21 protein-coding genes are annotated in these 20,686 nt (G+C 38.3%); 11 read left to right on the top strand and 10 right to left on the bottom strand.

Features of this window, described 5'->3' with window-relative positions; translation table 11 throughout:
* Positions 1 to 15: 15 nt before the first annotated feature.
* The 3 genes from uraH to puuE all read right to left on the bottom strand — a co-directional run bounded on the left by uraH (position 16) and on the right by puuE (position 1,904).
* Positions 16 to 339, bottom strand: a complete 324-nt coding sequence (uraH, locus tag J663_RS08515; RefSeq protein WP_033849087.1) for a hydroxyisourate hydrolase — start codon at positions 337 to 339, stop codon at positions 16 to 18.
* Positions 336 to 839 (bottom strand): 2-oxo-4-hydroxy-4-carboxy-5-ureidoimidazoline decarboxylase, encoded by a 504-nt coding sequence (uraD, locus tag J663_RS08510; protein ID WP_033849085.1) that lies wholly within the window; start codon positions 837 to 839, stop codon positions 336 to 338. The genes uraH and uraD overlap by 4 nt, the downstream gene beginning before the upstream one ends.
* A 99-nt stretch (positions 840 to 938) precedes the next feature.
* Complete coding sequence (gene puuE / locus J663_RS08505) at positions 939 to 1,904, bottom strand: allantoinase PuuE (RefSeq protein ID WP_033849084.1); 966 nt, start codon at positions 1,902 to 1,904, stop codon at positions 939 to 941.
* Positions 1,905 to 2,156: 252 nt separating this feature from the next.
* Between puuE and J663_RS08500 the strand changes: the two genes are divergently transcribed.
* From J663_RS08500 to dsbD, 4 genes are all read left to right on the top strand, one after another.
* Positions 2,157 to 2,507: an HPF/RaiA family ribosome-associated protein gene (locus tag J663_RS08500; protein ID WP_001019316.1), complete on the top strand. Its 351-nt coding sequence runs from the start codon at positions 2,157 to 2,159 to the stop codon at positions 2,505 to 2,507.
* Between the two features lie 153 nt (positions 2,508 to 2,660).
* Positions 2,661 to 3,206 (top strand): ankyrin repeat domain-containing protein, encoded by a 546-nt coding sequence (locus J663_RS08495; protein ID WP_033849083.1) that lies wholly within the window; start codon positions 2,661 to 2,663, stop codon positions 3,204 to 3,206.
* Between the two features lie 12 nt (positions 3,207 to 3,218).
* The gene (locus J663_RS08490; RefSeq protein WP_014207941.1) at positions 3,219 to 3,986 is read left to right on the top strand and encodes a transporter; all 768 of its coding nucleotides are present in this window, start codon (positions 3,219 to 3,221) and stop codon (positions 3,984 to 3,986) included.
* Between the two features lie 18 nt (positions 3,987 to 4,004).
* The gene (dsbD, locus tag J663_RS08485; protein ID WP_033849081.1) at positions 4,005 to 5,831 is read left to right on the top strand and encodes a protein-disulfide reductase DsbD; all 1,827 of its coding nucleotides are present in this window, start codon (positions 4,005 to 4,007) and stop codon (positions 5,829 to 5,831) included.
* On the opposite strand, the gene J663_RS08480 is transcribed toward dsbD, so the two are convergent.
* Both J663_RS08480 and J663_RS08475 read right to left on the bottom strand, forming a co-directional pair.
* Positions 5,826 to 7,019, bottom strand: a complete 1,194-nt coding sequence (locus tag J663_RS08480; protein ID WP_033849078.1) for a GGDEF domain-containing protein — start codon at positions 7,017 to 7,019, stop codon at positions 5,826 to 5,828. The two genes, dsbD and J663_RS08480, sit on opposite strands and share 6 nt — an antisense overlap.
* Positions 7,020 to 7,193: 174 nt before the next feature.
* Complete coding sequence (locus J663_RS08475; protein ID WP_033849075.1) at positions 7,194 to 8,105, bottom strand: alpha/beta hydrolase; 912 nt, start codon at positions 8,103 to 8,105, stop codon at positions 7,194 to 7,196.
* Positions 8,106 to 8,257: 152 nt separating this feature from the next.
* Here J663_RS08475 and J663_RS08470 point away from each other — a divergent pair, with 152 nt between their 5' ends.
* Complete coding sequence (locus J663_RS08470; protein ID WP_005066784.1) at positions 8,258 to 8,695, top strand: DUF2147 domain-containing protein; 438 nt, start codon at positions 8,258 to 8,260, stop codon at positions 8,693 to 8,695.
* Positions 8,696 to 8,733: 38 nt separating this feature from the next.
* On the opposite strand, the gene J663_RS08465 is transcribed toward J663_RS08470, so the two are convergent.
* Entirely contained in the window at positions 8,734 to 9,084 is a 351-nt protein-coding gene (locus J663_RS08465; protein WP_033849072.1) for an arsenate reductase, read from the bottom strand.
* A gap of 452 nt (positions 9,085 to 9,536) precedes the next feature.
* Positions 9,537 to 10,361 carry an exodeoxyribonuclease III gene (locus tag J663_RS08460; RefSeq protein WP_002122009.1) on the bottom strand — a complete coding sequence of 275 codons (825 nt, stop codon included), beginning with the start codon at positions 10,359 to 10,361 and terminating at the stop codon, positions 9,537 to 9,539.
* Between the two features lie 38 nt (positions 10,362 to 10,399).
* On the opposite strand from J663_RS08460, the gene pyrE reads away from it, so the two are divergent.
* Both pyrE and J663_RS08450 read left to right on the top strand, forming a co-directional pair.
* Positions 10,400 to 11,050: an orotate phosphoribosyltransferase gene (gene pyrE, locus J663_RS08455; RefSeq protein WP_000211305.1), complete on the top strand. Its 651-nt coding sequence runs from the start codon at positions 10,400 to 10,402 to the stop codon at positions 11,048 to 11,050.
* Positions 11,051 to 11,335: 285 nt separating this feature from the next.
* On the top strand, positions 11,336 to 12,184 hold the full coding sequence (locus tag J663_RS08450) for a DUF3800 domain-containing protein (RefSeq protein ID WP_033849071.1): 849 nt from the start codon (positions 11,336 to 11,338) through the stop codon (positions 12,182 to 12,184).
* 109 nt (positions 12,185 to 12,293) lie between these two features.
* Here J663_RS08450 and J663_RS08445 read toward each other — a convergent pair whose 3' ends face one another.
* The 3 genes from J663_RS08445 to J663_RS08435 form a co-directional block, all read right to left on the bottom strand.
* On the bottom strand, positions 12,294 to 12,677 hold the full coding sequence (locus J663_RS08445; RefSeq protein ID WP_033849070.1) for a type II toxin-antitoxin system PemK/MazF family toxin: 384 nt from the start codon (positions 12,675 to 12,677) through the stop codon (positions 12,294 to 12,296).
* Positions 12,678 to 13,192: 515 nt separating this feature from the next.
* A complete protein-coding gene (locus tag J663_RS08440) occupies positions 13,193 to 15,379 on the bottom strand; it encodes a TonB-dependent receptor (protein WP_033849068.1) in 2,187 nt (728 codons plus the stop codon).
* A gap of 230 nt (positions 15,380 to 15,609) precedes the next feature.
* Positions 15,610 to 15,822 (bottom strand): DUF1737 domain-containing protein, encoded by a 213-nt coding sequence (locus J663_RS08435; RefSeq protein ID WP_002122004.1) that lies wholly within the window; start codon positions 15,820 to 15,822, stop codon positions 15,610 to 15,612.
* A gap of 160 nt (positions 15,823 to 15,982) precedes the next feature.
* Here J663_RS08435 and gshB point away from each other — a divergent pair, with 160 nt between their 5' ends.
* From gshB to J663_RS08415, 4 genes are all read left to right on the top strand, one after another.
* A complete protein-coding gene (gene gshB / locus J663_RS08430; protein WP_033849066.1) occupies positions 15,983 to 16,927 on the top strand; it encodes a glutathione synthase in 945 nt (314 codons plus the stop codon).
* 237 nt (positions 16,928 to 17,164) lie between these two features.
* A complete protein-coding gene (gene murG, locus J663_RS08425; protein ID WP_033849065.1) occupies positions 17,165 to 18,262 on the top strand; it encodes an undecaprenyldiphospho-muramoylpentapeptide beta-N-acetylglucosaminyltransferase in 1,098 nt (365 codons plus the stop codon).
* Between the two features lie 11 nt (positions 18,263 to 18,273).
* Positions 18,274 to 19,722: a UDP-N-acetylmuramate--L-alanine ligase gene (murC, locus tag J663_RS08420; RefSeq protein ID WP_002122011.1), complete on the top strand. Its 1,449-nt coding sequence runs from the start codon at positions 18,274 to 18,276 to the stop codon at positions 19,720 to 19,722.
* Between the two features lie 37 nt (positions 19,723 to 19,759).
* On the top strand, positions 19,760 to 20,686 hold the full coding sequence (locus J663_RS08415; RefSeq protein WP_033849063.1) for a D-alanine--D-alanine ligase: 927 nt from the start codon (positions 19,760 to 19,762) through the stop codon (positions 20,684 to 20,686).

The raw sequence follows: 20,686 nt of genomic DNA, 5'->3' as shown, positions 1-20,686 counted from the left end.
CTATTTATAATTGAGTTAGCTACCGCGATAAGTGGAGTAAGCAAATGGGCTAATCAGTAATGGAATGTGATAATGCTGATTGATGTCTTCTATAAAAAATTGGATACAAACACGTGGGAAAAAAGTTTTGACTTGCTGCGATGAAAAATAAGGAGCAATTTCAAATTCAAGCTGATAAGCACCTTTTGCAAAGTCTGTTATTCCAAAATCACTCACTCGACCATCTTGATTAGTGGTTGCTGTCGCTATCAGTTCATGGGTTGCTGCATGAAACAACTTCACTTCTACGTCTGCAGCTGGTTTACCTAAATTCGTATCTAAAATATGAGTGCTGATCATGCTTGTATTTCCTGAGATAGACGTAATAGAGCAATCGCTGCAAGTTGCTCATGTACAATTGTTTTTTCGATAGCTAAGTCGTTTTGTAGTCGTTCATGTAGCTTTTTTAAAATTTCATCGCTACTGAGGCCTGCCGCTTTAATTAAAAAAATAAAGCCAAACTTTTGTTCATAATCAAGATTACCTTGAAGCAGAGCTTGTTGTGTTAGTTCATCTAAAGAAATGCCAGCTTGTTCTTTAGATGAAAAATCTTGCTCTTTTGCATTGAGTTGTTTTTTAGCTCGGCGTTCACCAATTTTTGGATGGGTTGCTAATGCTGCCAGTATCTCTTGCCATGACCACATTTGACTTAACTGTTCTGCATATTCCAAAAGAGATGCTTTTGTTGAATAGGGACGATTTGAGATGATTTTTTCGGCCCATGCTTGAATGTGGACACAGTTTTTTAACAAAGTCTTGAGTTGTTCTGGTGGGGCTTGATTAAACTCGGCTAAAAACACTGTTATTCCTAAACTCGTTATCTTGATATAGAGTTTTAGCAATAACAGTGCCAATAGCGAGTTTTAATTCGTTTAAGGATTTTGAAAATTAAAAATCAATTATTTAGTTATGTGATTTTTATACCAATGTTCAGCAATATCCTGACGACGACATATCCAGACCCGATCGTGCATTTGGATATAGTCGAGAAATTTCTGTAGTGCTTTAAAACGGCCCGGACGCCCTAAAATGCGGCAATGCATTCCAATCGACATCATTTTTGGTGCAGTTTCTCCCTCTGCATACAACACATCGAAACTATCTTTCAAATATTGAAAAAACTGTTCTGAACTATTAAAGCCGCCCGGTGAACAGAACTTCATGTCGTTACATTCTAAAGTGTAAGGAATAATCAGATGAGGACGTGATGCACCCTCAGCATTGGTAAGCGTTGTCCAAAAAGGCAGGTCATCACCATAATAATCTGAGTCATATTGTATTTGTGGAAACTCTGCGAGTAACTGACGTGTATTGGGGCTGTCACGTCCGGTGTACCAACCTATCACTTTATTTTCAAAAAGGTTTTCTAAGACAGTTAAAGCCTGCTCCATATGCTGTTTTTCGACTTCACTATCGGTATCTTGATAGTGAAGCCAGCGGTAACCATGAGAAACCACATCATAATCAGCTTGCTTAATCGCTTCTACAATATAAGGGTTGCGAGCAAGTGCCATTGCAACCCCAAAAATGGTCATTGGAAGTTTGCGCTTTTGGAACTCATTATGAATGCGCCAAAAACCAGCACGTGAACCATATTCGTACATAGAGTCCATCGACATATGTTTAGTTGGGTAACTTGCGGCACCAATAATTTCGGATAAAAACTGTTCTGAGCCATCATCGCCATGCTCTATATGTTTTTCGCCACCTTCTTCATAATTAAGAACAAATTGCACAGTAACCTTGGCATTATTAGGCCATTTAACTTGTGGAGGCTGTCCGTGATATCCGATTAAATCACGTGAATAAGGAGACTTCTGGATTTGCTCAATAAGCTCTGCTCCAGATAGATAAGATTTGGACACGATTGCTCTCCTTTTGTTCAATTTTTCATAAAAATTTAAAAAATCAGCTTGCATATTTTTATAGATGGACTGATATTGAAGGTATGAAGATCTTCAAAATAAATTAAAAGCAGTACGTTTAAGTCAGGAGATAACAAACCATTACACCATCAAAATGTACAATTGAAGTCAGTTCATGCATGCTTAAAACATGCCAACATAAAAAAGTTTTGCATAGAAAAGATCCACAGTAAGAAAGAGAGGATGGTATTTATGAATATTGAAATCCGCACAGATAAAAACATCCATAACAGCGAACGTTTAATTACTTATGTACGTGCAGAACTTACTCAAGAATTCCAACGTCATAGCGAACGTATTACGCATTTCTCGGTTCATTTTAGTGATGAAAATGGGGACAAAGGTGGTGACAAAGATATCCACTGTATGATTGAAGCACGTCCTTCAGGTTTGAAACCAGTTGCAGTACACCATAAAGCAGGAAATATTGATGCTTCAATTCATGGCGCGATTGAAAAATTAAAACGTAGCCTTGAACATACTTTTGAGAAAAAGGAACACCCGAGAGGTGGTCAACCAGAATTCATTGATGATGAAGTTTAATTTAAAATGCTAAAAAGCCCTTCGGGGCTTTTTTTATATTTAATGAAAATAAAACTATTCACAACATTAGGTTTGCAATGCGATGCAATCAACCTCTAAAATCTTCAGAAGAGATTAGGCATAATAGCCCTAATATATTTTTGAGAGATGGTCATGTTAACCACCCAGCAGCAAGCTTTAATTAAAGCCATAGAAGAATTAGAACTCGCGCAAGTGCAAAAATTACTTGCTGAAGGACTTGATCCGAACTTTATTGATCCGGAACAAGGACCACCTGTATCAATCATTTGTGATGGAATTTTTAAATGGTGGGAAGATGTATCAGAAGCTTATGAAGCTGGTAGACCACTATCACAAGAAGAAAAACAACAATCATTACAGGTTTACCTCGATATACTCGAAGCGTTGATTCAAGCCAAAGCGAATGTACACCTTTGGGATGCAGAAGAGTTTTATGGTCCTTTATGGGATGCAGCAAGCTCGGCATGTGCGCCAGCCGTTCAACGTTTATTAAATGAAAAAGTTGATCCAAATACACGTGATGAAGAAGGACTCACTATTTTATCTTCAATCAGTCAGTTGTTCTTTGATTGTGACTTTGATGAAATAGATTGGTCAGAAGCGCTTCAAGAAGAGCGTGAAACATTAGAGTTATTGCGCCAACATGGGGCAAAAATGTCAAAAGAACTAACTACTTGATTGGATAATAGAATGAGAACATTTCAAATTTTAACTTTTGCTCTGACCACTGTTGCTGCTGGAAGTACTTTCGCTGCGGAGTTTTCTTTTGACCGCCCAGGTGCAGGCTTTGGAACAGGGATTACTCCAGTTGGTAAATTGGCTTGGGAACAAGGCTTACCAAGTGCAACTTATACAGAGTCAACGGTTGATGGTGTTAAAGAAAAGACCGTAACTGTAAATGAGGATATGTTATTCCGTACCGGTTTAGCCGACGGCTTGGAATTACAATTAGGTTGGCAAGGTCCAGCATGGACTCAAACCAAACGTGCTGGTAAAAAACATGACACTTCAGGCTTTGGTGATGTTAGCATCGGTTTGAAAAAAGCAATTGATCTAAACGATGAAAACTTATCAATGGCTGTGTTAGCTGAAGCGATCATTGCCACTGGAAATGATGAATTTACTGCACATGACGATATTTATAGCCTAAGTTCAGCAGTCGCTTATAAATATAATGACTTAGTAGGCACATCAATTACCATGCGCTACGAAGTACAAAATAGTAACTGGGCAGTAACTGCAATCCCGACGATTGATTATAAAATCGCAGGTAAGCTGTCAGGTTATTCTGAGTTTATTTACCGTAAAGCTGAAAGCCAAGACTATGAATACGGTTTAGGGACAGGTTTAGTCTACGCTGTAAATGATCGTACCCAGCTCGATGCAAGTATCGGGGTTGATTTAGAGGGTCAAGACAAGAGCTACAACGGTGGCTTAGGCGTGGCATTCTTGTTCTAATCGAAGCAATTTAAATTTATGTTAATGAAAAAGCTTATTCATCAGGGAATTCTTTATTTTCTAGCAGTTGCTGTTTGTGTGTTTAGCCAGTTGGTTTCTGCGCAAGATAAGCTACTCTCACCCGAACAAGCTTTTTCATTTTCGGTTGAATCTTCTGAGCCGCATACTGCGAGTTTGTCTTGGCAGATTCAGCCAAATTACTATCTTTATCAGCATAAATTTTCCGTACAACAAGGTACTCAACCTTTAACTTTAAAGTTACCTAAAGCGGTTGCCCAATATGATGAAAATTATGGGCAAAGTCAGGTTTACTACCATCAAGTTAATTTCCAAATTAAGACTAAGCCTTCAGAGCACTATAGTGTGACTTGGCAGGGCTGTGCCAAAGACCGTATTTGTTATCCACCCCAGACCATTGAGTTTCAAACCGATGCAGATGGCTTGGTGGGTGTGCAAAACCAAGCAGGAACAGCGCCAAAAAGATTACTAGATTTAGCGAATACACAATCCGAAACTTCCTTGGGTTCAGAATCTTTAGAAAAAGAGCAGAGTACAGAGACAGCAGCAGCTACAACTACACCTCAAATTGCGCAAGATCAGATCTGGTCAGCCAAGTTAATTGAACACTCGCTTTGGTATGGAGTTTTATTATTTTTAGGTTTAGGCATGTTGCTCGCATTTACGCCATGTTCTTTACCGATGCTTCCTATTTTAACTTCACTGATCATTCGCGAACATAAAGGTTTAAAGGCTTGGACCATTGCGCTTACTTTTGTGTGTAGCATGGCATTAGTTTATGCAGGCTTGGGTTTAATTGCTTCTTCGGCAGGCTTAAATTTCCAACGCTGGTTACAACAGCCAGCGACTTTAATTGCTTTTAGTTTGCTGTTTATTGTTTTTGCTCTGAACTTATTTGGTTTGTTTGAGCTTCGTTTACCTCAGACATGGTTAAACCGACTTGACCGTATTCAGTCAATGCAACAAGGCGGTACTTTGGTCGGTGCTGGGGTTATGGGTGTCGTTTCTGCGCTTTTGGTGGGTCCTTGTATGACCGCACCTCTCGCTGGAACTTTATTATTTATTTCTCAAACACAAAATCAGTGGCAAGGTGCTTTACTTTTATTCTGCCTAGGCTTTGGAATGGGAATTCCGCTATTGCTGGCAAGTATTTTAGGGGCAAAATTCTTGCCTAAAGCGGGCGACTGGATGCATCAGATTAAAGTGATTTTTGCTTTTCTGATGTTGGGATTAAGTCTTTATTTTATTCGTCCTTTACTGCCAGATTTGGGCATGCAAGTGCTTAGTTTAGTATTAGGCCTCGCTTTTATAGCCTATGCTGTTTATCAGTTTTTCTGGAAAAAAGAGCAGCTACAGTGGCTCTATGCGATTTTATTATTAATCGTTACCCCTTTTGTAGCCTATAACCAATATCAACACATTCAAAATCGAACTTTGCAGAGTTCTAATCATATGGCCGAGTGGCATATTGCAACTACAGCAGCGGACTTTGAGAAAATTTTAGCGGCAGCACCTACTGACCGAGCTATTGTGGTTGATATCTACGCAGATTGGTGTGTTGCCTGCCAACCGATTGAGCACCGTATTTTAAAAGCACCAGAGGTTCAATCTGCTCTTGCACCTTATTATTTAATTAAGCTTGATTTGAGCCATTATGACCAGTCGCATGAAGCGCTACTCAAGCAGTGGAATATTTTAGGACCACCGACCTATTTATTTTTAAGCCCAGAGCAAAAAGAGATTCGTGCTTTACGTTTAACGGGCGCTTTTAGTCAACAAGAGCTTTTGCAGCAACTCGCGAGTTTGGCAAAATTCAAAGAATCATAAAGTATCAATAGTTTCGGTCTGATGAAATGTACGTACCTGATTACGTCCCGAAGCTTTTACCGCATAAAGTGCTTGGTCAGCCTGCCGAATAACCAGATAAGGATCTTGTGCAAAAGCTGAACTGCTTATTCCAAAACTCGCACTAATGTGAATAGGATTATTTTGAGCGGTAAAAACAGGTAATTCTTGCAAGGCTTGGCGACAACGCTCAGCAATTTTCTCTGCTTGAATAATATCTGTATGGGGGAGTAGTAAAATAAATTCTTCTCCACCAAATCGACCAATAATGTCCTCGCTGCGCAAGTTTTCAGAAAGACATTGAGCAATTTCAATTAAGACTTGATCACCTTGATGGTGGCCGTATATATCATTAATTTTTTTAAAATGATCGATATCAAGAAGTACCACAGCATAATCAAATTGTTGTTGGTGTAGCGACTCCAAATGCATGTTTAAACTACGTCTATTTAATACATTAGTTAATGGGTCGATTTGGCTTAAACGTTGAATATAAGTTTCTCGCTGACGCCATTGGGTGAGTAATATTTCAAATAAAACAAAACAGGCCAATAAAATAGGCATAATAAAAAAAGCCATACTTCCTAACCAGAAAGAATTAGTTTGGGCATGATCCATGGCTCGAAAATTAAATAGAGGTGCATACGCTAAAGCACCTGTCATACTTAAATATGTACAAACAGTTAAAATAATTGTCGCAGGTACAAGGGCGCTATAAACAATTTTACGGTCAAATAACACCAGACCCACCCCAATCGTACCTACATAACCGACCATAGTGGCAGGGCTGATACTGCCAATTAAATATCCATCATGACATAGCATAAGTGCAAAGAACTGCACGCTAATGAAAGGAATAATTCGTTGAGCCCATTCATCATTTTTGTAGCGGTAACATGGAATAATCAAAAGGACTAATAAAAATAAGGTAAATAAATTGAGCCAGATTTGTGATTCAACTAAAGGCAGATTTGCCCATTGCCAAACACTTGGTGTAATTAAAATATAGCCTTTCCATAAAATCCAACTGAAATTCATTGCGCAAGCAAGTGTGAGCATCAGTGCGCTTTTTTGTAATGGCGTCCAGTTGATGATGTGATTATTGTGGATGAAATCGATTATCACCTGTTTTGTTCTATGTATTGGATGAGTGATTAAACGATTTTTCATAATAAATAAGGGCTCCTAAATATAGATGCCTCTTTGTTAGACTATCCTAAAATTGGATTGTTTCAATAATTTATATTTTAAACATAACATGATTTTCAATTTATATATGATGACTTTTTATAAAGAAAATGATGTGAAAAGTTTTGAGGCCTATTCACATCATTTATAAATAAATTAAGTTTTATCAAGCTCGTGTGCAAATTCAGCAATATCTGCCAATGCTTGTTTAGCTTCATCAAACCATGCATTAAACATCTGGAAGTTATGCCACATGCCCGTATAAAGTTTGAATTGAACTTTAACGCCAGCATCTTCAGCTTTTTCTCTAAAACGCTTAGCATCGTCTAATAAGATTTCTTTAGAACCCACTTGAACCAAAGTTGGTGGTAGGCCATGTAAGTCATCGAAGATAGGGGAAACACGGGGGTCATCGGCTGCGATATGATTGCCTATATAGTACTGAGTGCCTGTTTGCAGCGCTTCAATAGATAATAAAGCATCATGTTTTTTGTTAAACCGAAGAGACTCACTCGTGAGTGTTAAATCCAAAAATGGAGACAATAAAATCAGGCCACTCGGCATGAGCTCAGGTTGTTCTTTCAAACGCAAGCAAAGTGCTAGCGCTAAATTTGCCCCGCATGAATCACCCGATAAAATAATATCTTTCGGTTGGATGCCTTGGACCACTAAAGAATGATAGATGTCGTATAGAGCTTCGGTTGCCTCAGGGTATGGATGCTCTGGTGCAAGAGGATAATCCACATGAATAATCTGCATTTGAGTACGGGCAGCTAAATCCGTCATAAAAGCATGATGTGTTTTGACACTACCAAGAAAAAAAGCACCGCCGTGAATGTGAAAAATTAGTTGAGTCGCAGAATCTTGCGGCTTGATTTCTTCACCTTTAATACCTGCTAGTCGAATCGGGCGCACGGATACATTTTTTTGTCGTGGGAAAGCACGACACATCTGATCTAGCACAGGGCGTAAGGCAGTAGCCGGCAAATTTAGCTGGCTTGGCTTGCGAATTGTTGTTTTAAGAAAAGTTTCTGTAAAATAATATTTCCAAACATTTGATATATTCATATAGCATCCATTTTTATGCTAGTTTCTTGTTTTCTTGTAAATTTTATTTTGCAAGATTACAAGGTTACACGAAACAGTCACATTCAAAAATTGCAATATCTTTGCGACTTCTGAATACTGAAAATCTTGAAAGACCCAAGGATATTACAAAAATGAAAAAGATTGCTTTAGCTTTAGGACTCATTGGTATGGCTGCATTTGCCAATGCGGCTGATTCACTCAATGGAACGGTATGGAAAACGATTGATGATCAGACCAACAAGCCAAAAGCCGTAGTGAAATTTACGGAACAGAAGGACGGAACCTTAACTGCAACCATTCAGAGCATTTTGACACCAGGTGAAGAAAACGCTTGTACAAAATGTGAAGGTCCGTACAAAAACAAACCGCTTAAAGGTGTCACCATTGTACATAATTTAAAAAATGTAGGTGGTAACAGTTATGAAAACGGTACGATTTTAGACCCAAAATCAGGTAAAACTTACAAACTGAAAGGTGAGTTAACCGATGGCGGCAAAAAGCTTAAATTACGTGGTTATATTGGCGTTTCTGCACTTGGTCGTAACCAAACATGGATTCGCGCGAACTAAAAGTTTTAATAAAAAAACGAGCCATTTGGCTCGTTTTTTTATGCTTGAATATTTTGATAGGCGGTTTCATCGAAACCTACAATAAAGCCTTGTGGAGTTTTTAAAACAGGTCTTTTAATCAAACTTGGTTGAGCAATGAGTGCTTCAATGAGGTTTTCTTCACTGCTTAGAGCACGGTTTTGTTCTTCTTCTGGAAGTTTGCGCCAAGTCGTTCCTTTTTTGTTGAGAACGGTATCTTGTCCAATTTCTTTTAACCAGATTTTTAAAGTATCTGCATCAATGCCTTGTTTTTTATAATCATGAAAATCATAGTTAAGGCCTTTAGCCTGTAAGGCATCAAATGCTTTTTTCATTGAGTTACAGTTTTTAATTCCATAAATTTTTAACATTTTATCGGACCATGTCAAAAAGAGAGAGCACACAGCCTAACCCAAAATGCTTTTAAGCACTACTTTATACCGATACTTTTAAAACAAATGAAAATTAATGATTAATCGAAAGAGAAATGTCATGTTATTGTCATAAGATAAGGTAATAATGAGCTTAATAAGAAGAAGTTAAAACTAAAAGAACTTAGCGCAAAATAAGAGACAGAAAAGAGAAAACCCGCATTTAATCATCCTGATCATGCGGGTCTCATTTCAACGTCCAATGTCACATCCTTGCAAATAAACTTATCATAAGTTTATTTTATCTTCCTACGGCGTCCTATCCTTTTGCGTCATCCTGACTGCTTCCCTGTGCCGTGGGGCTATAATGCCGTTAAAGCTGTGTAAGAAAAATACTCAAAAACGACATATGCTGTAAGCGAAAACGACAATGTAAGTGAACGAGTGTTCACTTATTCTTGAATTTTATAGTCGATAATAACGGGTGCATGGTCGCTAAACCATTGATCTTTATAAACCCATGCGTTAATTGTACGTGCTTTCCAGTCTGGCGAGCATGCATGGTAATCAATACGCCACCCTACATTTTTTGCACGCGCTTGACCGCGATTTGACCACCATGAATAAAGTTCCGCTTCTGTGCGAACTACACGGAAAGTATCGACATAGCCCAGTTCATCATAAATATGGTCAAGCCATGCACGCTCATGTGGTAAGCAACCAGATGATTTCTGGTTACCTGACCAGTTTTTGATATCAATACGTTTATGAACAATGTTGTAGTCACCACAAATGATGACTGACTTGTTTTCATCACGCCATTGTTTCAGGATTTTTGCGTATTCACCTAAAAATAAATCTTTACGTGCTTGCGCTTCTTCACCACTTGAGCCCGAAGGTAAGTATAATGATGCAATATGTACCGGATGTGACAAACCTAAATCGAATTCCGCAGAAATAAAGCGGCCTTGACTGTCAGCCAGCTCAAACCCTAAACCATCTTTAACTGAGACGAAGGGTAGGCGGCTATATATCGCAGTTCCCGCATAACCTGCACGCTCTGCTGGAAAGAGATGGGTATGCCATCCTTCGGGTCTAAATTTTTCAGTCCATTGTTCATGGGTAATGCGGCTTTCCTGCATGCATACGACATCGGCATCTGATTGTTCTAACCATTCAAGTAAGCCTTTCGTTACTGAAGAACGTAAGCCATTTACGTTAATGGAAACGACTCGAAGAATTTTTACATCACTTGGATACTGATCCTTTGGTATCATGCGAAAATTTAACCTCAATTGTGAATTTGGAGCACCTCATGACAACGCCTGTGTCATTTCACCCGCAAGCATTTATCGAACTCGCATTATCACGCGGTGTGCTTAAATTTGGTGAGTTTACTTTAAAATCTGGACGCGTGAGTCCTTATTTTTTTAATGCAGGCCTACTCAACGATGGTGAAGCTTTATCTCTTTTAGCACAAGGCTATGCCGATAAATTAACACAATGTGAAAATGTTGATGTGATTTTTGGACCAGCTTACAAAGGTATTCCGTTTGTAGCAGCGACTGCTGTTGCTTTGTCGCAAGTCCATAACAAGAGCGTGCCATGGGGCTTTAACCGTAAAGAAGCAAAAGATCATGGCGAAGGCGGTGTATTAGTTGGTGCTGCAGTTGAAGGCAAAAAGGTCTGGATTATTGATGATGTAATTACTGCAGGTACAGCAATTCGTGAAGTCGTAACGATTTTGAAAAATGCTGGTGCAACTATTGCGGGTGTTTTGGTGGCATTAGATCGTCAAGAACGTGGTCAAGGTGAACTTTCTGCAATTCAAGAAGTTCAAAAAGAATTAGAAATTCCTGTGCACGCACTGATTACCATGAAAGATTTAATGGATTATTTAGAGGCGAAAGGCGAAAAAGAAGCGCTAGCCAATATGCAAGCTTATCGCGAGAAATATGGTATCTAAGAGTTAGATTTAGAAAAGGAAGCTAATGCTTCCTTTTCTATTGAGTATATTTAATTGATTAAAATAAGTTTGAAATGTGAATAGTCTCGAAAAACTGTTTCAGTGTGGTGAACTCCAAATGTATTGATTTAATATATTGATAGTAAAAGGAAAAATTTAAAAATTTCGCATAAGGTGTATTATGTTAATTTTAGATAAATTAATAAGTTATCTAATCACCTAAAGCTCAATAAATCCTTTAAACTCGTACATATACGGTTTTTTGAATTTTAGGAAGATTTGAAGTTGAAATATGTTATTTATGCAGATGAAGCATGGACTCAAAGTAATCCACTTTATCGGTATCATTGTATTTTTGGTGGACTTATATCAACAGAAAATCATTTCAAAATTTTAGACAAACAAATTAAAAGATTAAAAAAGCAACATAGCTATTCCAAAGAAATAAAATGGAGCAATATTTCTTTAAAAAATATTAATTTTTATAATGATTTACTTTTAATAGTTGAAAGTTTTATTAATACAACTGTAGAAACAAAATATCGTCAAATGTTTATGGATAGAACTTACCAATATACAGGTACCCCTTGTTCAGAAATAGAGACACAATTTAAAATTTATTATCAATTTTTAAAGCATTGTTTTGGTTTTGAACATGCTCCGAAAAATACATATATCACGTTAAAATTAGATACTCACTCTAGTCATTATCATAGAGATCAATTAACTGAATATTTGAAAGGTCTAATATTCTCTAATGTGAAGATAAAAGTAGAATTTATAGATAGTAAGAGATCTTGTGCTTTACAAATTTGTGATCTACTCATGGGAGCAGCTGGATACCATGGAAATAAAATATCTTGGGATCTAGTACCTGGAAAAAAGAAAAGAACAAAAAACCAATTAATGAAAGCTGCCTTCAGTAAAAATGTTTATGAACTCTTGAGAAGAATTGATGGAACTCATCGAGGTTCTAGAGCATTTAATTGGTTTGAAACTACTGGAACAGGTGGAATATCAATTAATCGTTATAATCATAAATTAAGAATTTGGAAATTCATTCCTAAGCTTCATGTCTACGATGAAAGCTGGGAAGACAGTGCTTTTCCTAAAAATTCAGTACGTAAGAAATGACAAAAGGACATCAAAAGATGTCCTTTAATGCAGTATTAACGGGCTTGTCATCACCTATGTAAATACTGGCTTTAGCAATGCTAAAGTCTTTAAAGCCCCCTTAGGGTACTTACTTATTATCATTTAAACCGAGATAATTAGCAACACCTTTTTTTACAGAATCAAATTGTTGATCATCTAATGTTTTATGGACCCATTGATATTTACCATTTTGATCTTTTTCCTTTAATCGACTTAGGCGATCCAAACAGACAGTTGAGATCATATCGCATTTAATCCATGCCTGTTTACCATCAATTGGCCCTTCAATTTCGATATGAAGATTAGTAATCTTATGAGGTGCTGTAGTACTAATTGGTACAATTGTTACAAGCTTATTATGAAGCTTATTTTTCTTCAAAATAATAACTGGTCTTCTTTTAACCATCTCTGGAGAAATATATCCCTCAAAATTACAATTAATTATGGTTCCAGGCTTGGGTTGATGCTGCATGAATTGAATCCTCTTTTGTTATATACCTACTATAAGTATAACTTATTATATTTTATTTATTTTTTACTATTGATAGATAATCTTGATCATTACTAATTTTACTAAATATATTTTAAATCTCTATTCTAGTTTTCAAAAATAGACTTTTCCAATAAATCATCGTTCATTTAACATAATGGCTGTTTATTCTGAATGCTATAATTTTAGTTATTTAAATTTAATTAGTTAAATATTTTTAGTTACTTAAGAAAAGCAACAACGATTTTCTAACATGTCGGCTGATTTTTTGAGCGGTTTTTCACTTCTTGTCAATAAAGCGATCTATTCTAAATCTTTTACATCCCATTTCTTACACTCCAACGTCATGCCCAACTTGTCTTGTTGACCTTGTTTAGTCATCACCAAAGGCGAAAAAGAAGCGCTAGCTAATATACAAGCTTATCGCGAAAAATACGGCATTTAAAAATAAAAAAGCATACCCCTAAAATAGGGGTATGCCTTTTTAATATTTTTACTTAGAACTGATAATTTAAACGCAATAACACATTACGTGGTGTGCCTGGCATGCTGTCTGAACGCCAGTACTCTTTATTGGTTAGGTTATTTACCGCAAGTGTGACATTCCACGGGTCGGCACTATAGCCAATTGCTGCATCGACACGATTGAAGCCTTCCATTTTTACTTGATTATTAATATTTGGATAATAAGAACCCACATAGGTCACGCCCACTTCGGTATACCACTGTTCAGTTGGTAAATAGCGAACAAATAAATTACCCGTATTTTTAGAAGTGTTGGCTAAATAATTGCCTTCTCGCTCAGGGTTTTGATTGTCTTCTTTAACTTTGGCATCGGTATAGCCATACCCACCACGAACAAAGACATTATCAAGTACACGGCCAATAAAACTAAATTCGAGACCACGAGATTGATGTTGACCAGCAGTTGCCCATACCTCTGGTTCACTGTCAGGGTTCGGTTTATAGCGAATATTATTTTTACGAATATCAAAGACAGAAAATTGAGTATTTAAACGATTATCTAACCATTCGCTTTTTACCCCAACTTCATATTGCTCGTTATATTGAGGTTCTTTATCCATTTTTGTGACATCGGTGTTTCCAGTAACTTGGTTAACACCCATTTGTCCGCCAAATGGAGCAAAGCTTTTAGAGTAAGACGTATAAAAGCTATGTTCAGGAAGCGGTTGCCATACCAAACCAACATTCGGGCTAAAGCTGCTATCTTTTACATTACGGTGTTCTTTTGTCAGCTTGTTGGTGGTTGAAAAGTCAAAGTAATCGTAGCGCACACCCATCATGAGTTTAAGTTGGTCATTTAGACCAATTAAATCTTGAATAAATACGCCGTAAGTTGTGCCTTCATTATAGTTGTGCTGTTTCATCACTAGTGGGCCACTGCCACGACTATACTCTCGTTCCCCTGTGAATGGATTAACGTAGCCGTAAATAGAACCATTCTGAGCTTCATTTGCTAAGCGTGGCTCTCGTTGTTCATATGTCCAGTCTGTACCCATCATGATTTGATGTTCAAGTTGGCCTGTTTTAAACTTGCCTTTAATATCAAATGTATTTGTCGTTGTTTTATTGCTGGTTTGTTGCCAGTAGTAAATTTGGTCGACGTAACCTTTTTTAGTACAAGACTCATTCTTTGAGTTTTTACCATCTAAACCACAATAAGTTCCAAAATAAAAGTGGTCAAAGTTTTGTTCTGCTTGTCGGTAACTTGCTGCCCAGTGAAAGTTCCAATCAGGCGCATATTGATAATTCACATCGGTGCGGACCACTTGCAAAATATCATCCACATAATCGCCGTCTTGGGCAAATCCCATTTTAATTGAAGTCCCTGCAGGCAGAATGTCACGTGATGGTCCGCGATCAGGTACACGACCTAATTTGTCATAGGTGTATTGTGTGGTCCAAGTGAGTGTTCCATCATCATTTTTATAAGTAAAACTTGGTGAAAACATTTCAATTTTATTTTCAATGCCAGAGCGGAAGCTGCCTGACTCGCCATATTCTCCAGTTAAACGTACTGCTAAATTGTCATTAAGTACTTGGTTGATGTCAGCCGTTGTTCCGTAGTTATCATATGAACCAGCATACGCACCAACTGAACTTTTAGAGTCAAAATTGGCGAACTTACTCACCATATTCACAACACCGCCGCCAGCACTACGGCCATATAAAACAGAGGCGGGGCCTTTTAAAATTTCAATACGTTCGATATTTGCTGTACTACGACGTACTTGTCCGCTTTCACGTATGCCATCACGGTAAATATCACCTGTATCGGCACCAAAGCCACGAATCGTGATGCCATCACCACGCATATCGTAACTGGTTGATACACCTGGAGTGCCTTGTAGCATAACGCTTAAATCATTTGAGCCATAAATTTTATATTTCTGAACATCAATTGTATCAACGGTTTGAGGAATATCTTTTTTGTCTAAACCATTGCGTGTGACATTGGCTTTATCATAGTCGATATAACTTTTAATTGGATCGAGCTCACTCATGGCCTCAATTTTTATGGTGGGCATGGTAGCTGCCACTTTTGCGGCTGAATCAGTCGGTTCCTCTGCGTAGGCACCTTGAATATTCAAGATCATTAAACTGAGTAAGCTCAGCGGGAAAAGACGCTTCATTTGGGGAGATGGTATCGAAACTCTTAACATAAAAATAAAATCAATTAACAAAAATAAAAGTATAAATGATAATTATAATCATTTAATTGTTTAGAATAAAAGAACTATTATCTTAAAAAATGACATATTTATTTTTTAATAACTGATTTTTAATAAGTTAATTAGCAATTTAAACGAATTGTATGAGTTGACTCATTAGTTTTTCTTGTTAATTGGGTTTTAAAGGGGGCTTTTCATCGATTTAAAGCACCCTTCTGGAATTACGCGTTATTTTTGAGAACATCTAAAATATCCATTTCTGGATCATAATTTTCATCAATTGTTTTGCAAATTGCTTGTCCCACAATGACATGCGTGCCATTAAAGGTCATAGTGGGTGCTTCATATAACTCCCAGCCATGATTCAGAGCTTTAGTCACTCGTGCACAAAAAGCAGAGTCATCGGGGCCAGTTAAATAGCGATAAAGTTTCATGTTTAGCCTTTAAAAATAATATTTTATGATCATAGTTTAACTGAATTTACCTTAATTCAAGATAAAGAAATAACCGATAAGGTTTTACTGAAATTAAGAAAAACCAGTGAAAAATCTCAGTTATACTCATGCTAATTTAAATTTTAAGAAGAGCTTGAGCATGCGTGTACTTGTCGTCATGGATCCGATTGAAACCGTAAACCTTAAAAAGGATTCAACCATGGCAATGTTGTGGGCGGCGAGCCGTCGTGGACATGAATTAGGTTATGCATTACAACAAGATTTATATATCGATCAAGGCAAAGCTTACGGCCTCATTTCACCGTTAAAGGTGTTCGAAGATTATAACCATTACTATGAGTTAGGCGAAAAGAAAAAAGAATCTATCGCGGCTTACGATGTCGTGCTCATGCGTAAAGCCCCGCCGTTTGATATGAATTTTGTCTACACGACTTATGTGCTTGAGCAAGCTGAGCGCGAAGGTTCATGGATTATTAATAAGCCTCAATCACTGCGTGATTGCAATGAAAAACTCTTTGCAACGCAGTTTCCAGAGCTACAAGTGCCTACACTTGTAACATCGCAACAAAGTTTAATTCGTGAATTTATTAAAGAACATGGCGATGTAATCGTTAAGCCACTTGATGGTATGGGTGGTATGGGAATTTTCCGTTTATACCAAGACGGTGTAAATATTGGTTCTACCCTAGAAATGCTTACAGAGCTAGGTACTCGTCCAATTATGGCTCAGCGCTACATTCCTGAAATTGTAGAAGGGGATAAGCGTATTTTAATGGTAAATGGTGAACCTGTTCCTTACTGCCTAGCTCGTATTCCACAAAATGGTGAAGTGCGTGGTAACTTGGCGGCAGGCGGTTTAGGCCAAGCGCGTCCGCTTACTGAAAATGATAAGCAGATCGCAGCTAAAATTGGCCCTTTCTTACGCGAAAAAGGTTTAGTTTTTGTAGGCTTAGATGTGATTGGTAATTATGTCACTGAAATTAATGTCACTAGTCCAACCTGCATCCGCGAAATTGATGCTCAATTTGGTACATCCATTGCCGATGATCTATTTGATGTATTAGAAGCTGGCCTTACAGCTTAATTATTTATTTCAGGTGATTTTCAGTGGTATTTATTGGAAATCACCTGAAAATATATGAATTAATAAAATAACAATACTAAATACACCACAGCTTTGTAGGCATATTTTCAAAAAAGCACATCTTTCTGTTATAAACGAGTGAAATTAGCTTTTCGTTAATGAAGCTTTAGGATTAAAATAAACGGCTACAAAAATAGATGACAATTTCCATTGTTTTTTGAGTTGAAGAATTAGACCGTGACCGATTCACAGCAAAGCAAACCCAAACATGTCATGATGATGGCTGCCGGTACAGGTGGACATGTTTTTCCAGCCCTCGCCGTAGCCAAACAACTTCAACAAAAAGGTTGTCAGGTTTCATGGTTAGCCACGCCAACAGGTATGGAAAATCGGTTATTAAAAGATCAAAATATTCCAATATATCAAATTGATATCCAAGGTGTTCGTGGCAATGGATTAGTCCGTAAAGTTGCTGCACCTTTTAAAATTTTAAAAGCCACTTTGAGCGCAATGCGCTATATGAAACAACTTAAAGTTGATGCGGTTGCAGGCTTTGGCGGTTATGTAGCTGGTCCAGGTGGTTTAGCCGCACGTTTGTTAGGTATTCCTGTACTGATTCACGAGCAAAATGCAGTTGCAGGTTTTACCAATGCACAGTTATCTCGTGTTGCTAAAGTGGTGTGCGAAGCATTTCCAAATACCTTTCCTGCTGGTGGGAAAGTTGTAACCACAGGAAACCCTGTGCGTCGTGAAATTACTGATATTTTAAGCCCAAAGTGGCGTTATGATGAGCGTGAGCAAGCGGGCAAGCCTTTAAATATTTTAATTGTGGGTGGGTCTTTAGGTGCCAAAGCACTCAATGAACGCTTACCTCCAGCATTAAAACAATTACAAGTTCCACTCAATATTTTTCACCAGTGTGGTCAGCAACAAGTTGAGGCAACTCAAGCACTTTATGCAGATGCACCAGCTAATTTAACTGTACACGTTTTGCCGTTTATTGAAGATATGGCAAAAGCTTATAGTGAGGCAGATTTAATTATTTGCCGAGCTGGAGCACTCACGGTAACAGAGGTTGCAACAGCAGGTGTGGCCGCAGTTTTTGTACCACTCCCTATAGCAGTTGATGACCATCAAACTGCAAATGCCAAATTTCTGGCGGATGTCGGTGCTGCGAAAATTTGCCAGCAATCGACCATGACACCAGATGTTTTAAATGAATTGTTCACTTCGCTGATGAACCGCCAATTACTTACTGAAATGGCAGTGAAAGCGCGTCAACATGCCCAACCAAATGCGACTCAGCATGTGGTTGATCTTATCCAAAAAATGTAATCGGATTTACTATGTCTCCATCAACAGCTGCGAACCAAGCAAAAAAACTGATTAAAGTGCCTGAAATGCGCCGTATCAAACACATTCATTTTGTGGGGATCGGTGGCGCTGGGATGTGTGGCATTGCAGAGGTTTTGGGTAACCAAGGCTATAAAATTTCCGGTTCAGACATTAAAGCGTCTAAAACTACAGAACAATTAGAGAAAAATGGCATCAAAGTTTATATTGGCCATCAACCGGAAAATATTAAAAATGCCAATGTGCTTGTAGTTTCTACAGCAATTGATCCGGAAAATCCGGAAATTAAAGCTGCGATTGAGCAGCGTGTTCCAATTGTACGTCGTGCAGAAATGCTAGGCGAGCTTATGCGTTACCGTCACGGTATTGCTGTGGCTGGTACACATGGTAAAACCACAACTACAAGTCTTTTAACGACGATGTTGGCTGAAGAAAACCTTGACCCAACTTATGTTATTGGTGGCTTACTTAACAGTACAGGCGTAAATGCGGCGTTAGGTGAAAGCCGTTTCATCGTGGCTGAAGCTGATGAATCAGATGCATCTTTCCTTTATTTGCAACCAATGGCAGCGATTGTAACCAATATCGATGCTGACCATATGGATACCTATGAAGGTAGCTTTGATAAATTAAAAGATACATTTGTACAGTTCCTTCATAACTTACCATTTTATGGTTTGGCTGTAGTTTGTGGTGATGATGCGAACATTCGTGAAATTCTGCCGCGTGTAGGCCGTCCGGTCATTACTTATGGTTTTAATGAAGATAATGACATTCGTGCAGTTGATATTGAACAAGATGGTATGCAATCGCACTTCACTGTGTTACGTAAAGGTCGTGAACCATTGCGTTTAACAATTAATCAACCAGGCTTACATAATGTTTTAAATGCCTTGGCAGCAATTGGTGTTGCAACAGATGAAGGTGTTTCTGATGATGCAATTAGCCGTGCATTAGAAGGATTTAGTGGTGTTGGCCGCCGCTTCCAAGTGCAAGGTGAATTTGAACTTGCTGATGGCAACGTTAAGTTAGTTGATGACTATGGACACCATCCGAAAGAAGTAGAAGCAACTATTAAAGCTGCTCGCCAAAGTCATCCAGATCGTCGTTTGGTTATGTTGTTCCAACCACATCGTTATTCTCGTACCCGCGATTGTTTTGATGACTTCATTGAAGTGCTCTCTCAAGTCGATCAATTATTACTATTGGAAGTTTACCCTGCTGGTGAAAAACCTATTGTGGGTGCAGATAGCCGCACTTTAGCGCGTAGTATTCGTTTACGCGGACAAGTAGAACCAATTTTGGTCGATCCGGTGGAAGGTAATTTGCAAAACATCATGCAAAATGTGTTACAACCAAATGACTTGTTATTAACACAAGGTGCGGGTAACGTGGGAGCAATTTCAGTAGAACTTGCACAACACCATTTGTATGTGAAATAAACAAAAAGTATTGAATAATCGGGTTAAGGATTTAAACGTGTCAAATGCTACAAAATTCGGCAAAGTTGCCGTGTTGTTTGGTGGGAAATCGGCTGAGCGTGCTGTGTCTTTGGATAGTGGTCAGGCAGTTTTGGACGCTTTGTTACGTTCAGGTGTTCAGGCTGAAGCATTTGATCCACAAGACCGCAGTGTGACTGAACTTGTAAATTATGATCGTGCATTTATTGTATTGCATGGTCGCGGCGGTGAAGATGGCCAGATTCAAGGTGTGCTTGAATGGTTAAATCTGCCTTATACAGGAACAGGCGTGCAAGGTTCTGCTATTGGCATGGATAAAGTTAAAACCAAGCAAATCTGGCAAGGTAGCGATTTACCTACAGCGCCATATCGTATTATTACTAAAGAAACAGATTTAGATGCGGTGATTGCTGATTTAGGCTTACCTGTCATTATCAAACCTGTACATGAAGGCTCGAGTGTCGGCATGAGTAAGGTTGAGAAAGCAGAAGACTTTGCTGCTGCAATTGAAAAGGCGACTCAGCACGATGCTGTGGTGATGGCAGAAAAATGGATCACTGGTCGTGAATTCACAATTTCATTCTTAAATGGACAGCCTTTGCCGGTTATTCGTTTGCAACCACCAGCAGATGTTGCTTTCTATGACTATGAAGCGAAATATCAACGTAACGATGTAGAGTATGGTATCCCTTGTGGTCTGAGTGAGGCTGAAGAGAAAAACCTACAAGCATTGTGTTTACGTGCTTTTCAGGCTGTGGGTGCAGAAGGCTGGGGCCGTATTGATGCGATGCAGGATGAGCAAGGCAATTTCTGGCTTTTAGAAGTAAACACTGTTCCAGGTATGCCCAGCCACTCTTTAGTTCCAAAAGCTGCTAAAGCTGTTGGTTATAGCTTTGATGAATTGTGTGTTGCGATTCTTGAGCAAACATTGGAAGGTACGGCTTAA

Source organism: Acinetobacter sp. 826659 (assembly GCF_000588515.1).
Classification (GTDB): Bacteria; Pseudomonadota; Gammaproteobacteria; order Pseudomonadales; family Moraxellaceae; genus Acinetobacter; species Acinetobacter pittii.
The sequence above is the reverse complement of the archived record's forward strand: the minus strand, read 5'-3'. Positions and strand labels throughout refer to the sequence as shown.